Source organism: Desulfococcus sp., from assembly GCF_050178255.1.
Lineage (GTDB): Bacteria > Desulfobacterota > Desulfobacteria > Desulfobacterales > Desulfococcaceae > Desulfococcus > Desulfococcus multivorans.
Genome location: NZ_JBFXGG010000033.1, coordinates 1 through 14,396 on the forward strand (window position 1 = coordinate 1; position 14,396 = coordinate 14,396).

Consider the following 14,396-nt stretch of genomic DNA (forward strand, 5'->3'; position numbering starts at 1 on the left):
CGGAATGGGGATCGCGGCCCGACCTGGCCGTCATCGAAAGGCTCGAGATCGAGGTCTCTCTGATCCCCCTGCTCAGGCGTAAGATCGAGGTCTCCCGGCTTCTGCTGGTCGACCCGGATATCCTTCTGGAAACCGATGGCGACGGGGTTCTCAACCTCGGTCCGGTCCAAGCGGATAAGGTCGCCGGCGATAAATCCGTCTCAGGATCCTTACCCTTCCCCAGCCTCCATAAAATCGATATCCAAAACGGCCGGATCGCCTATCGCGACGGCCGGACGTCGACATCTCATACCATGGCGGTGACCGTTTTGACGGCGTCGCGCACCCATGAAGGCGACCGGATGAAGATCATGCTGACAGGGGCCTACAATGATCACCCCCTCGAAATCATCGGCTTCGTGGGAGGGCTCAGGCGTCTTCTCGATGCAGACCTCGACTGGCCGGTGGATTTGACCGCCAAGACGCAGGGGTGGAACATTGGCGTTCAGGGCACGGTCAGGGATGTCATGGGATTGACGGAAGGGGACCTCGCCATAACGGTTTCGGGCGAGCCCGGCGTCGTTCCCGGCATGGGTGCGATCGCCGTTGACGCCGATGTGAACATCGCGGACATCCGGACCTACCGCTTCTCCGATCTGAATGCCGTATTTGGAGAAAGCGACCTGCATCTGTCCGGTACACTGACGCTTTCGGACAAGCGCCCCCGGCTGACAGCGACGATCTCCTCCAACAAACTCGATCTTCGTCCCATCACTTTCATTGCCGGGATCGGGACATCGCCGTCGGCCCCGAAACAGCCATCCTCGGGAGAGCGGATTTTCTCGACGGTGCCGCTTCCTTTCTATACGCTCAAGCAACTGGATGCCGACGTCGAATTCCATCTGGCCGCCCTTCTCACGAAAGAAGCCGCCTTCACGAACCTGGGCGGGAATATTCGACTCGAGAACGGACGTCTCGGAATGAAGCCGCTCTCTGCGACGGTAGGCGGATCCACACTCACTGCGGCACTGGAAATCAATACAGCAGCCGGGACACCCACCATGTCAGGCACACTTCAGGTCAAACGACTGAATCTTGGAAAGATGTTTGAGGCCCTGGATATCCAAAACGCCGTCACCGGCATGGGAAATCTGGAGGTGAATCTGAGGGGGCGGGGAACATCCATTGCCGAGGTGATGGGAAGCTTGAACGGCAAGATTGTCTTCGCCCTTCAAAAGGGCTTTATCAGCCGACAGTATCTCCAGCTCATCTCCCTCGATTTCACCGCCGCCCTCGTCGATAAGATTTTCACCCTGCTGGGCATCCCCTCGGGAGGCAGGGCGGAAATCCAGTGCCTTTTCGGCCGGCTCGACATCACCAACGGTGTCGTCGACGTATCCCCGCTGGTCATCAAGACGCCTGAAACGGCCGTTTTCGGCACCGGCGACATCAACCTCAAAACGGAACGGCTCGACCTCTCGATCAGCACGGAGCCCACCCGGGGCACCGACGTCATCCGGTTCACCATGGGGCAGTTGACCCGTATCTTCAGGCTGACCGGAACCCTGGCCCGCCCGACCCTCGGCATCGATCCCGTCGCCGGCGCGACGCTTCTGGTCAAGGCGCTGAGCGGTCCGGCCATGGCCGGAACCATCCTGGCCATGGAAGCCCTTCTGGAGAGCGAGGACATGAGGGAGAATCCCTGCCTTCGGATGACGGCTTCACCGGCAAGCCCCTCTTCGGTACTGAAGGCTGTTGAGCCCCTGAAAGAAAAGATCGAGGATGCGGGCGAATCGATTCTGAATATTTTCCGGAATCGTTAGATCTTGCCCCGCTGGCGCGCCATGTTCATATAGGTCTCGAAAACATTCCGCGGGGGAACATACCGCTCCGCGGCGTCCTTCTGCAAGAGCGAGACGGCCGCCTCGGGACACGCCGGCACACAGAGTCCGCATCCGATGCATCGGTTGCGGTTGACCGTCGCCGTATCGTTCACCGTGATCGCATCCATCTGGCATGCCGATACGCAGGATTCGCAGGCAACGCACTTATCGGACGCCACCACGGCAAAATAATTGGTGTGAACCGCTTTGGCGGGACTATCCAGGGTTTTCAGGTTTTTCAGCACCTGGCAGCAACATCCGCAACACATGCAGATGTTGGCCGGCTTCTGGGCATTCCCCGGCTGCAGCACCAACCCGGCCGCCAAGCCGGTCTTGAGAACCGCCAAAGCCTCCTCTATGGAAATGGCCCGCCCCAAACCGTTTTCCTCGTAGAAAGCAGCCGCCGATCCGAACGAGAGACAGACCTCCATAGGCTTGCCGCACCCTTTACCCAGCATTTCGTGCTCCCGCCGACAGATGCAGGGCGAAACCACAATCCTGGACTGGCGTGCGATGATCTCTTCGGCCGCCTCATAGGGCATCACGGAGATTCCGGCCGAGATGCTCCCGGCAATGGGAACCACCCTGAGCTGCTTCGTCTCCTGCTTCACCCATTGTTTTTCCATGAGGACCGGAAGGTATTCGTTGACATCCCGGATCAGGTTCTCATCGAGATCGTTGAGGTGATACTCCCAGATGCCGACCACGAACTGGGCGGCCATGTAGTATTTCCGTCCGTCCCTGGTTGACCGGAAAATCAACCCTTTCCTGGACATGCGCTCGAGCATGTCGGCCAGCCGGGTCTCATCCCTGCCGGTTCGCCGCGCAATACCTTCCACCGGCTCCGGCATCATGATCAGCTGGGCGGCAATCTCCGCCTCCTCCTCCGAAAACAGTCGTTTCAGAATTCGAATTTCAACCCCGGATTCCGTCGCCGGAAAACCTGCCGGAAGGCTGTCCAAATGCCGGGCCAATCGGGTGAACGCGTCGCTCATGGTGTCATATCTCCTGTTCAACGGCATTCCAAATGCTCACCTGCAATGCCGTTTGAGTACACATAAAAAACGCGACTTTCGACTTTCACAGGCTTGTGCCGACTTTCAAGATGGTGACCGGATAGATACGGCCTGTGAAAGTCGAAAGTCGCGTAATAAAAGAAACAAAATTAACAGAAAAATCATGGAAATGCCAACAGATTCGAAATTCCATTTTTAAGCACTTGAAAAATCGGAATGGAAAAGATATAAGTATCCAATTCAGATAAACAGCCGGTGATCGCTCAATATATTTTCGGCACCATACCACTGGAAACACCGGCGCCGACACCAGTGAACGAGATGCCGTCCGGATCACACCGGACGGCTTTTTTTATGACGCAGCCGGAATCACCGCTTGCGTCAATTTCCGGCGCATATTTTCAAGAAAGAACAATCAAATGAATTTTAGCGAATTAGGGCTGAATGCGGCACTTCTCGAAGCCGTCGCCGATATGGGGTTTACAATGCCTACGGCGATACAACAACGCGCGATACCCGCACTCCTGTCAGGAGAAAAGGACTTTGTGGGGCTGGCTGAAACGGGTACCGGTAAAACCGGTGCCTTCGGACTGCCGCTGATTCAACGAATCCATCCCGCCGATACCCGACCCCAAGGCATTGTGATCTGTCCGACAAGAGAACTGTGTCTGCAGATTACGGAAGATCTGAAACATTATGCACGGCATCTGAGGGAAATCCGTATCATCGCCGTTTACGGCGGAGCCGCCGTCTCCAACCAGATTCGGCTGCTCAGAAAAGGCCCCCAGATCATCGTAGCGACACCGGGGCGACTCATGGATCTCCTCGACCGCAAAGCCTTGTCCCTGTCCCACGTCTCCTGCGCGGTTCTCGATGAAGCCGATGAAATGCTCAACATGGGCTTCAAAGAGGATATCGACCGTATCCTCAAGCAGATGCCCGGGGATCGAAATATCTGGCTCTTTTCCGCTACCATGGCAGACGGCGTCGCCGCCATCGCGCGAACATACCTGACCAATCCGACGGAGGTGCGGGTCGGCGGCCGGAAACAGAGCCCGAAGGGCCTTCGCCATACCTGTTATGTCATCCATGAACGGCACCGGTATGAGGGCCTCAAGCGAATCATCGACTTCAACCCGGACATCTTCGCCCTCGTTTTCTGTCGGACCCGAATGGAGACCCAGGCCGTAGCCGATGCACTCATACAGGACGGACATCCGGCCGACACGCTTCACGGCGATTTGTCCCAATCCCAGCGCGACGGCGTCATGAGAAAATTTCGGCAGGGTGCGGTTCGGATTCTTGTTGCAACGGATGTGGCGGCCCGGGGGCTGGACGTGGAGGAGATCAGCCATATCATTCACTACCGCCTGCCGGATGAGATGGAAATCTACACCCATCGCAGTGGGAGAACCGCCCGTGCGGGAAAGGCCGGGGAATCCATCGCTCTTGTCAACACCAGGGAAATACGCAGAATTCGCGAGCTGGAGGCCCGGCGGAATATCCGGTTCACCTTTTCGAAAATGCCGGACGGCCGAGCGATCTGCGAAAAACGGCTGTTGGGGCTGATTGAAAAAATCGTCCGAACGGAGGTGGACGAAACGGACATCGATGCCCATCTGCCCGCCATATTGACCGCACTGGCACCCTTTGACAAGGAAGAGTTGATCAAGCGATTCCTGTTCGCGGAGTTCGACCGGTTCAACGCCTACTACCGGACGGCAGAGGATATCCATGTGAACGTCAAGGGTTTGGGTGCCGGAAAGACCGCCGGATCAAAAACCCCTGCTCCGAAAAACCGAACGACGCTCAGAAAAACGCGACGGTTCTTCATCAATATCGGCCGTCTGGACAAGATCAACGCAAAGGCCGTCGCGCGTCTCATCGCTTCGAAAACCGGGATCGGCATAAATATGATCGGCGCCGTCGATCTGAAACGCGAGTTTTCGTTCTTTGAAGTGGAGCGGAGCGCTGCGAAAAAAATCCGGGATGCCTTTGAAAACGTCGTTCTGGACGGTCGCAGGATCCAGGTTCGGGATGCCGTAAGGGAGCCAAAGGCTTCCTGACCGTTTTTCGCCCCTCACCTACAGCCGAATCTCGACCTTGCCCCTCAGGTAGCGTTTGAGCTCACCGATGAGAACTTCCTCCCGGTGGAAGATACCCGCGGCAAGCGCCGACTCCACCTGCGTCCGGGTGAACACCTCGTGGAAATGCGCAACGCATCCAGCCCCGCTCGAGGCGATGACGGGAATGGTCACAGCACCCTTGACCGCATTGATCAGCTCGATGTCGAAGCCCGCGTTGGTGCCGTCCCGGTCGATACAGTTGAGGAGGATCTCCCCCGCCCCCAGGGTTTCACAGACCCGGGCCAGGGTCACGGCATCCACGTCTCGCCCCTCCCGCCCGCCTTTGACGGTACACTGGTACCAGCAGTAACCTTCGCCATTCGGTCCTGAAAAATCGGTCTCGATAACGGGGTGCGGGGTGTCGCCGGGAGAAGCAACGTAAACACGGCGGGGATCCACGGAGATGACCACCGCCTGGTTGCCGTAAACCCGGGCGATGGCTTCGATGGTGCTTTCCCCGGTCCGCCGTCCGGTTCTCAGGTATTCCTCGACGATATAGACCGCGTCGCTGCCGATGGAAACCTTGTCGGCGCCGGATCGAAAATACTCGGCCGCCACCTCCAGGGCCGTGTAGCGTCTGCCGTTCTTGTCGGTATAGTCCCGGATGCCGCCGCCGATGGTCAGGGGAACGAAGACATGACGGGAGGTCTGCTTGAGCACTTCGATCATGGGCATGTCTTCCAGAGGAAAATCCCTGAAACCGGTGATGTTGAGAAAGGTGATCTCATCGGCGCCATCCCGGTAGTAGCGGCCGGCCAACGCCGCCGGATTGCCCAGGTTCCTCACCTCTCCGTCCTCCCGGACATCGTACTGATCGCCCTTGGTGACCACCAGTTCGCCCTGGTCGTTGGACCGGACGTCCAGGCAGGCGATGATCCGCTTGGCCAGGCGGGTCGTCCCGGACATCCCGATAGGCAGATACGGGGCGACGTCGGGACGGATAAAGTTCTCGAGGATCCGAAGGCCGGTCTCTCCGCTCTTTTCCGGATGGAACTGGGTGGCGATGACGTTCCCCTTCTGGACGGCGCTGACGAAGGGATACCCATAATCGGTGGTCGTCAGGACGGCGGAGGCATCGTCCGTCGCCACATGGTAGGAGTGAACGAAGTAGACCTTTTCACGGCCCGAAAGCCCGTTCAAGATCCGGGAAGGCTTCCTGGCGTTGAGGCCGTTCCACCCGATGTGGGGTACCGACAGATCGGTTTCGAACCGTTTCACGGTTCCCGGCAGAAACCCCAGTCCCGTCACGCCGGGCGCCTCCGCGCTCCCGTCGAAGAGCGCCTGAAGCCCCAGACAGATACCCAGAAAGGGGCGATCCGCCGCAAGATAGGCCTTCAACGGCGCCGCAAATCCCTTTTCGTTCAGGATGCGCATCATGTTGCCGAACGCCCCTACACCTGGAAAAATAAGCCGCTCCGCAGCCAGGATATCCTCCCCGCTGGAGGCGATCCGGATCGTCTCGCCCAGGCTCTCGACGGCGTTGATTACGCTTCGCACATTACCCGCGCCGTAATCCAGTAAAGTAATCATCGTTCTGTTCCGTCCCTTGCATTTGTCGTCTCTGAAAGCAGGAAATTCAACTTTCGACTTTCATGATGGTGACCGGAAAGATACGGCCTGTGAAAGTCGAAAATCGAGCAGGAAATGCTTACACAATTCGCCTGGAGGAGTCAAACGGAGTTTGGGTGCGCCCCTTTCTCCCGCAGGCGGTGATGCGGTGATATGGAAAAATTCGCCGGTTGATCCCCAGTGACTTTTGGTGTAAGGAAACGAAGGACATCGTCAGGATGCGGGATCAAAGGAAGGAGACGCCATGCCGGAAGTGCTTAAGGAAATCGTCATCCCCAAGGAAAAGGCCGTGTTCCGAATGGACGCCAGGGGATGCTGGCACAACGCCCAGGGACCCTTTCAGAAGAAGAGCATCATCGATCACTTCAACCGATCCATCCGGAAGGACGATGCCGGCTACTTTCTGACCCAGGTCAACGGCGACTATATTGAGAAAGTCTATTTTTCTTATGAAGACACACCCCTCTTCGTCGTCGACGTCGAAGATGCCGACCCGATCCGTCTCCACCTCAACACCGGCGAAACCCTGCCCCTTTCCCCGGAAACACTTTTTATCAAAGCCGACCAGCTTTATATCATGCGGGAAGATGAACGGATAAAATTCAGCGAACGGGGCCTTCTCAAACTCTCGCGTATGCTCGAGGGGGAAGACAATGCCTACATTCTCCGCATGGGGGGCCGCCGGTACGCCATTCGGGTGGAGCCGACCCCCTGATCCGTCCGGCTTCTCAGGTCGCCCTGCCGTCATTGCCGTACTGAAGAACCTCAATGACTGTAGATTCGAACTGCCTGCAGTAGATCCCAGGATCCCAACCGCTTACACCCTTCTTTCCGGCCGACATTCCTGAAAATGCCATGCCCGCCGTCAACGACGGACAGACACCGAACTTAACGCCCTTGACGTCGCCTATCTGCTGAAAATGCGCGTTGTATTTTCAATTTAAACACTATACAGTAGTTTATTGAGAACAACCCTATTCCCGAATAGTCGATCATACCATGAATGACACGTCAATCTACAACGAATGCTTAGAACTGGCGACCCGGGTCGAGGGGCTGAAAAACCGGATCGCCCAGCGCCGCGAAGAAAAGGACAAGATCAGCCACCTCAATGCGGTGTTGAGCTCCATCCGCGATGTCAGCCGACTCATCATCAAGGAAAAGGACCCTCAATCGCTGATCCAGGGCATCTGCTCGAGTCTTATCGAAAAGCGGAGCTTCCACAATGCCTGGATCGTCCTGGTGGATGAACACGGGCGCGTTACCACGGGTTCGGAAGCGGGCCTGGGCGCGGATTTCCAGAAAATCCTCCAAAAAATCGAGAACGACCGCATGCCGCGATGCTGTCACATGGTGCTGAGTGAAGACCGGTTTCTGGTCACCACGAATCCGTGCCGGGAATGCCTCAACTGCCCGGTATCCTATATGTATGACGGAAGGGGGTCCATCTCGGCCCGGCTCGAACATGACGGCCGCATATACGGTATTCTCACAGTCTCCGTTCCAATTGCCTACAGTCAGGATCCTGAGGAGCACGAACTCTTCAAGGATGTGGCGGACGACATCGCCTACGCCCTTCACAGCATTGATGTGGAAAGGGACCGTAAGCGAAAGGAGGTTGCTCTTCGCGAGGCCCGGGACAAACTGGAACGGCGCGTCAGAGAGCGGACCCGGGACCTGGAAGTTCTTTCCAGCCGTCTCCTGAACGCTCAGGAAGCGGAGCGGAAACGCATCGCCGCGGATCTCCACGACGGCATCGGTCAATGCCTTTCCGCCGTCAAGTTCATGGTAGAGACCGTTATCCAACAGCTCGACGGCAAAGTGGCCCGCCAGGCGATCAAAAGTCTGGATGCGCTGGTGCCCCTTCTGCAGGAAAGTTCGGAAGAAATCCGCAACATCATCATGAACCTGCGCCCCTCCATTCTCGACGATCTGGGCATTCTGGCCACCATCGGATGGTTCTGCAGGCAGTTCACTTCCGTCTACTCCCATATCCGCCTGACGAAAACCATTGAGATCGAGGAGGATCAGGTACCCGAAACCCTCAAGATCATCATCTTCAGGATTGTTCAGGAAGCCATGAACAATATCGCCAAATATGCCGACGCCGGAGCAGTGTCGATCTACCTGGGGAAAAAGGACAATGCTCTTGAATTACGGATTGAGGACAACGGACGCGGATTCAGCGTGGACCGGTTCATGACCTCGGGATCTTCGGCTCTGGCTTTTGGTCTGACCGGAATGAAAGAACGCGCCGAACTCTCGGGAGGGTCGTTCCGCATCACGTCGTCTCCGGGCAAGGGCACCCGGGTGGAAGCCCGATGGGGTTACTCATGCGTAAGGTCTTATTGACGTGCTTCGCAGAGGCCCGGCATCAGCTTCAGGAGTCCCTCATTGGGTAATGAGGTCGTTTTCGATAGCGTATGCGGTGAGTTCCGAAGCATTGTGGAGATCCAGCTTTTTCATAAGGTTGGAACGGTGCTTTTCGACAGTCTTGACGCTGATGCAGAGATATTCCGCGATCTTTCGGTTTTTGTGGCCCTCGGCGATCATCTTGAGGATTTGTCGCTCCCTCTGGGTGAGGGCATCCAGAGAGGACTCGCTCTGAGGCGGTTTCTTGCCTTCCAGGTAGGAGGCCACCAACTTCTCCGAAACACCCGGGCTGAGATAGGTCCGCCCGGCCAACACGTTTTCGATGGCCAACCGGAGTTCCGTATAGGTGCTGTCCTTCAGCAGGTAGCCGTTCGCCCCGGCCTTTAGGGCAGCGAACACATACTCCTCGGCCTTGTGTACGGTGAGCACCAGCAACTTGATGTCGGGAAACTCCCCCTTGATCTCGCGAATGGCGTCAAGGCCGTCCATCTTGGGCATGGAAAGGTCGATCAGGACCAAATCCGGCATGAGTTCCCGGACGCGTCGGATCGCATCAAGTCCGTTTTCCGCCTCTCCGACGATGTTGAAATCCGGATTTTGAGAAAGAAGGGAACGGAGTCCTTCCCGAAGAATACGATGATCCTCGACAATAACGATGCTGTAGGCTTGTTCCATAACTAACGCTCTCTCTCCATGTTGATCGACCCGTCGCCTAAACCTGAAACCGCGGGCTTCCGGATCATGATATCCTCCGCTCAATCCATTCGACGCGTTTGCGGCAGCCGGATCGAGAAGATCGTTCCAACCTCTTTTTGGGAACGGACCTCGATGGTTCCGCCGTGCTCATCGATGATTTTCTTGGTGATCATGAGACCCAGACCGGTTCCGTCATAACCTTTAGTGCTGAAAAAATTCCGGAAAATCCTGCCCCTTATCTCCTCCTCCATCCCGCAGCCGGTGTCTTCCACCTGATATTCGACGGCCCAGCCGGGAGACCGCAAGGTACGAAGCGTGATCTCCTTTTTCTTGAGCGTACATCGAATGTCCATGCACGCATACATGGCATTGGTGACGAGATTCAGGAGGGCCCGGTGGATTCCATCGGGATCGAACCAGACATAGGGGAGGTCTTCATCCACCTTCAGATGAAAGGTGATGCCGTATTCCCTCGCCTGGGGCTTGATCAGTTCGTAAATCTCCCGCGCCGGTCCATTGGGATCGCAATGCTGGTAGCTGGGGTTTCTTTCACTGGCAAAATTCAGCAACTCAACAGCGACATTATTGATTTTTTTAACATTTTTCTTGACGATTTTCCATCCCTTCCGGATGTATTGACGGTTCCCCAGTTCGAACCCCTTGTCCAGCACGAAAACGCCGCCGGCCAGCGCCCCGGTGATATTCTTGATGGCATGGGCCAATCCGGCCGCCGTCTGGCCGATGGCCGCCAGACGCTCGGTCTCCACCAGCTTTCGGGTCTTTTCCTCCACCAACCGCTCCAGGTTTTCGGTGTACATCGTGAGCTGTTTCTTCATGACGATGCGTTCGTTGGCCCGCCTGAGGGCAATTTCCAGAATATCGTCGTTGATGGGTTTGGTGATGAAATCCGTTGCCTCGTATTTCAAGCTTTTAACCGCCAATTCCATGTCCCCGTGACCGGTGATCATGATCACTTCCGTCTCGGGTGCCCGACGCTTGATTTCCCTCAGGAGTTCGATGCCGTCCATTCCCGGCATCTTGATGTCGGTCAGCACTATCGACGGGAGTTCCCGATCGAATATCCGCAGGGCTTCTTCACCATCTTTTGCGGAATAGATCCGATATCCCATATCCGTAAGCACGATCCCCAGAATATCCCGGATATCTTCTTCGTCATCGACCAGCAATATTTTATTTTTTTCCATGTTCCACATCTTGTGTCAGTTGATGGATGGGAAATTCCAAATGGAAACACGCACCGCCGTGAAAAGGGTCGCACAACCGGATCTCGCCGTGAAAATCCTTGACGATACCGTAGCTGATGGAAAGCCCAAGACCTGTTCCCTTTCCCACCTCCTTCGTTGTGAAGAAGGGCTCGAAGATCTTGTTCTGAATGCCTTTGGGAATCCCCGTACCGGTGTCTTCCACCTCAACGACCACCTTTTTGCCTTTCAGGGCCGTCTTCAAAAAAATCCGCTTTTCGGAAACGGCATTCGGGTCTGACTTGGCCCATCTTTTCTCGATGCTGTCGCGGGCATTGACCAGAAGATTGATGAAAACCTGTTCCAGCCGGCCCGCATCGGCCATGATGACGGGAAGATTCTTTTGTAGCTCCCAGGTCACCGCGATCTGCCTCAACTTGAATTGCTGGCTGAAGATTTCAAAGGCTTTTCCCAGGACATCGTTGACCTGGACCTTGTCCAGCCGCATATCCGATTTTCTGGCGAAATCCCGCATGTGATTGATGATCCGATTCGCCCGATCGATGTTGTTACTGATCTTCTCGGACATATTGCGCAAAATCTCCGCCGGTATCGCCTCGTTCTGGCTGATCTTTTTCATAAAAAAGGTACTGGCCATTTTGATGACGGTAAGGGGCTGGTTCAATTCATGGGCGACGCCGGTTGCCATCTCGCCCAATGTCGCAAGCTTACTGGCCTGGGAAAGCTGCTGCTCGGCCTCGAGTCGCTTGGTGATATCGCCTGCGGTCACGAGAAGCACGTGCTGCCCCAGAAATTCGGTAGGCGAAATCCGGATGTTGACAAAGCGAATCGCTCCGTCTTTGGTCACCTGCTTGACCTGATTAATCTCGCTGGCTTTGTTGAGATTGAACTCGTAATGAGATTTGTCCTCTTCAACGAAAAAGTCGAGAAAGGAACGGCTGATAACCTCGGATTGCGCATAGCCGTAAACCGCCTCGACACTCCGGTTGCAATCCAGAATTCGATGAGAATCGGGATCCAGAACAAATACCGGATTGGGAATGTTGTTAAAAATAGCGTAATACTTCTTTTCGGATCGGGAAAGCTCCTCTTCGAGTTCCTTTCGATGGGTCACATCCAGACACATCTCGATGGCGGCCGTTATCTCGCCCTTGGTGTTGCGGATGGGTGCGGTCTTGACGATCCAGAACTTCTTCGATCCATCCTTGTTGGTCCGCTCCTCCTCGCTGTAATGCGATTTGCCGTCATTGAAGGTCCTGGAAACGGGGCAGGACACACACCGCTCACGGAGGCCCTTATAGACCGTGTAGCAGTATTTCCCCTGGCTGATGTCGAAGGTGTCGGCAAATTCACGGTTGTATCGAATAATTTCGAAGTTCTTGTTCTGAATGGAGATCGTGCAGGGTACGCTTTCAAACAGGATACGGTACTCCCGACGCTGTCGAACCAATTTGAGCATCAGGAAGCAAACCAGCGTTCCGACACACAGTAAAAGCAAAAGAATAGGCAGATTAACCTGCATGGTTCATCCCCCGTTCAACGGTCGCGCATTCTTCCCGGGTTGCATCCTCGGCAGTCGTATTCGAAACCGGCTCCCCTTCCCCGGCGTGGAGTCCACGGTAATATCTCCCCCGTGCTGATCGACCATTTTGTGGGCGATGAAGAGTCCCAGACCGGTGCCCTTGTTTCCCTTGCTGGAAAAAAACAGGGTAAACATCTTCTCACGGGTTTCACGGTCCATGCCGATGCCGTCGTCCTGGACCTCAAAAAGCACTGCATCAGGTTCACCCTTGACAGTGAACACGACCTGGTGGGCAGCCTTGTCCATCTTCTCGCTGCAGGCGTCGATGGCGTTTTCAAGGATGTTGACCAGGGCGGCCGTCGCCACGTCCGGATCGATTTCCATGACGCCCGGCGAAGGATCGAACATCCGAACGAACGCGACGCCGGCGGCTTCGGCCTTGGGAACGACGGTATTGGCGACGCTTTCGGCAAAGGCCTGCACCTCGACCTTCTCGGTCTGAAGCTCTCGGGTTTTGGCGTAATAGAGGATGTCGAGCACCTGCTTGCGGAGTCGCATCCCCATCTGCCTCACAATCTCCATCCCCTCTTCCATCAACGCGATGTCCTCCTTCCTGATCCCGGACCGCAGCATATAGATGCCGCCGTCCATGCCGGTCAGCAAGCCCTTGACCCCGTGGGAAACCGAGCTGATCAACAGTCCCAGATTGGTGAGCTGATCCTGGAGCTGCCGAATCTGGGTGATATCGATGGACATCTCCATGACATGGGTGATCCGACCGGCGGCATCCCGAAGGGGCGCCGTGGTAATCAGCACATTGTATTGGCGGCCGTCCTTCGCTGTTACGACCGTCTCGGTCCGGTGGGACTCTCCGTCATCGAACGTCATCAACACCGGGCATTCCGGACATGGCTCCTGTCGGTGTTTGTAGGCGGCATAGCAACTCAGACCGGCGGCGTCGCCGAAGTGGGACTTGAAAAGCCGATTGCTTTCGGTAATCTTGAGGTGTCGATCCTGAACGGTGATATAACAGGGTGCCGCTTCGAAAAGCTGATGGTACTTATGGCGGGTGACGCGCAGCTCTTCCTGAACCAGACGATGGATATTTTCGGTGTGTTCGCGGATTTGCCGGCGCATGGTGATCTTTTCCCAGGCACGGTTGACCGCCAGATCGAGGATGTCATGGTTGATGGGCTTGGTGATGAAATCGGTGGCCTCGTGCTTCAAGCTCTTGATGGCCAGATCAAGATCGCCGTGGCCGGTGATCATAATAACTTCCGTGTCCGAATCCATCTGCTTGATCTCCCTCAGGAGATCGATGCCGTCGATGCCGGGCATCTTGATATCGGTAATGACGAGAGGCGGTCGCTCTCGGCGATACACTTCGAGGGCTTCGACGCCGTCGGCGACCGCATCGACGGCATACCCCAGATCGGCAAGATAAATGGAAAGGATTTCCCGGATATCGTCTTCGTCATCTACCAGCAAGAGTCGTTTGTCCATATGGAACCACCTGGTAAGAAGTTAACGCCAAGGGGGACGCTTTGGACGACATGGAAGCAACGAATGGATAATGACGGGAAAGAACGTCTCAAGCCGCCGGCCGAAGCAAGGATTCCGCAATCTCCAGCAATTCATTCGGCTTGGGCGGCTTTTCGACATAGGCTTCAGGTTCGGGGATGGCGTCGTCCGGCTGAATATTCATCATCTTCAGGTAATGAAAAAAGGTCTGTTTCCCGACCCCGGAGAGCATCAGAACGGGGATATCTTTCAAGACATCGTCGGATTTCAGATGCCGGTACATGAGGACGCCCCCTTCCCCCGGCATCATGATATCCAGAATGATCAGGTCCGGGAGCAACTTTCTGGCTTTGGCCAGACCGTCTTTTCCGTCTCTCGCCGTGACCGCTTCATACCCACTCGTCTCGAAGACCGTTGAAATATAGATCCTCATGTCCAGTTCATCGTCTACAACCAGAACCTTTTTCTTCTTCATGGAAACCCCGTAT

Annotated in this window: 11 protein-coding genes; 4 read left to right on the forward strand and 7 right to left on the reverse strand. The window is 55.8% G+C overall.

All coding sequences use genetic code 11. The annotated features are described in order from the left end of the window. The coding region (locus tag AB7S84_RS08455; RefSeq protein WP_428153894.1) for an AsmA family protein at positions 1-1,802 on the forward strand (1,802 nt) is incomplete at its 5' end. Here the strand turns inward: AB7S84_RS08455 and AB7S84_RS08460 are convergent. After that, the gene (locus tag AB7S84_RS08460) at positions 1,799-2,857 is read right to left on the reverse strand and encodes a 4Fe-4S dicluster-binding protein (protein ID WP_428153896.1); all 1,059 of its coding nucleotides are present in this window, start codon (positions 2,855-2,857) and stop codon (positions 1,799-1,801) included. The genes AB7S84_RS08455 and AB7S84_RS08460 overlap by 4 nt on opposite strands. 440 nt (positions 2,858-3,297) lie before the next feature. On the opposite strand from AB7S84_RS08460, the gene AB7S84_RS08465 reads away from it, so the two are divergent. Continuing rightward, positions 3,298-4,944: a DEAD/DEAH box helicase gene (locus tag AB7S84_RS08465; RefSeq protein WP_428153898.1), complete on the forward strand. Its 1,647-nt coding sequence runs from the start codon at positions 3,298-3,300 to the stop codon at positions 4,942-4,944. Between the two features lie 18 nt (positions 4,945-4,962). On the opposite strand, the gene hisF is transcribed toward AB7S84_RS08465, so the two are convergent. Then, complete coding sequence (gene hisF / locus AB7S84_RS08470) at positions 4,963-6,534, reverse strand: imidazole glycerol phosphate synthase subunit HisF (protein ID WP_428153900.1); 1,572 nt, start codon at positions 6,532-6,534, stop codon at positions 4,963-4,965. 283 nt (positions 6,535-6,817) lie between these two features. Here hisF and AB7S84_RS08475 point away from each other — a divergent pair, with 283 nt between their 5' ends. Beyond that, the gene (locus tag AB7S84_RS08475) at positions 6,818-7,288 is read left to right on the forward strand and encodes an MFS transporter (protein WP_020876321.1); all 471 of its coding nucleotides are present in this window, start codon (positions 6,818-6,820) and stop codon (positions 7,286-7,288) included. Between the two features lie 284 nt (positions 7,289-7,572). Continuing rightward, positions 7,573-8,925, forward strand: coding sequence for a GAF domain-containing sensor histidine kinase (locus AB7S84_RS08480; protein WP_020876322.1), 1,353 nt, complete (start codon positions 7,573-7,575; stop codon positions 8,923-8,925). 39 nt (positions 8,926-8,964) lie between these two features. Here AB7S84_RS08480 and AB7S84_RS08485 read toward each other — a convergent pair whose 3' ends face one another. The 5 genes from AB7S84_RS08485 to AB7S84_RS08505 all read right to left on the reverse strand — a co-directional run bounded on the left by AB7S84_RS08485 (position 8,965) and on the right by AB7S84_RS08505 (position 14,383). Further along, positions 8,965-9,621: a response regulator gene (locus AB7S84_RS08485; protein ID WP_020876323.1), complete on the reverse strand. Its 657-nt coding sequence runs from the start codon at positions 9,619-9,621 to the stop codon at positions 8,965-8,967. Between the two features lie 80 nt (positions 9,622-9,701). Continuing rightward, on the reverse strand, positions 9,702-10,847 hold the full coding sequence (locus AB7S84_RS08490; protein ID WP_428153903.1) for a sensor histidine kinase: 1,146 nt from the start codon (positions 10,845-10,847) through the stop codon (positions 9,702-9,704). Next, positions 10,834-12,387, reverse strand: coding sequence for a PAS domain-containing sensor histidine kinase (locus AB7S84_RS08495; RefSeq protein WP_428153905.1), 1,554 nt, complete (start codon positions 12,385-12,387; stop codon positions 10,834-10,836). Before AB7S84_RS08495 ends, AB7S84_RS08490 begins: the two co-directional genes overlap by 14 nt. A 3-nt stretch (positions 12,388-12,390) precedes the next feature. Further along, positions 12,391-13,890, reverse strand: coding sequence for an ATP-binding response regulator (locus tag AB7S84_RS08500; protein WP_020876326.1), 1,500 nt, complete (start codon positions 13,888-13,890; stop codon positions 12,391-12,393). Positions 13,891-13,978: 88 nt separating this feature from the next. Next, positions 13,979-14,383: a response regulator gene (locus tag AB7S84_RS08505; protein ID WP_020876327.1), complete on the reverse strand. Its 405-nt coding sequence runs from the start codon at positions 14,381-14,383 to the stop codon at positions 13,979-13,981. Positions 14,384-14,396 lie beyond the last annotated feature (13 nt).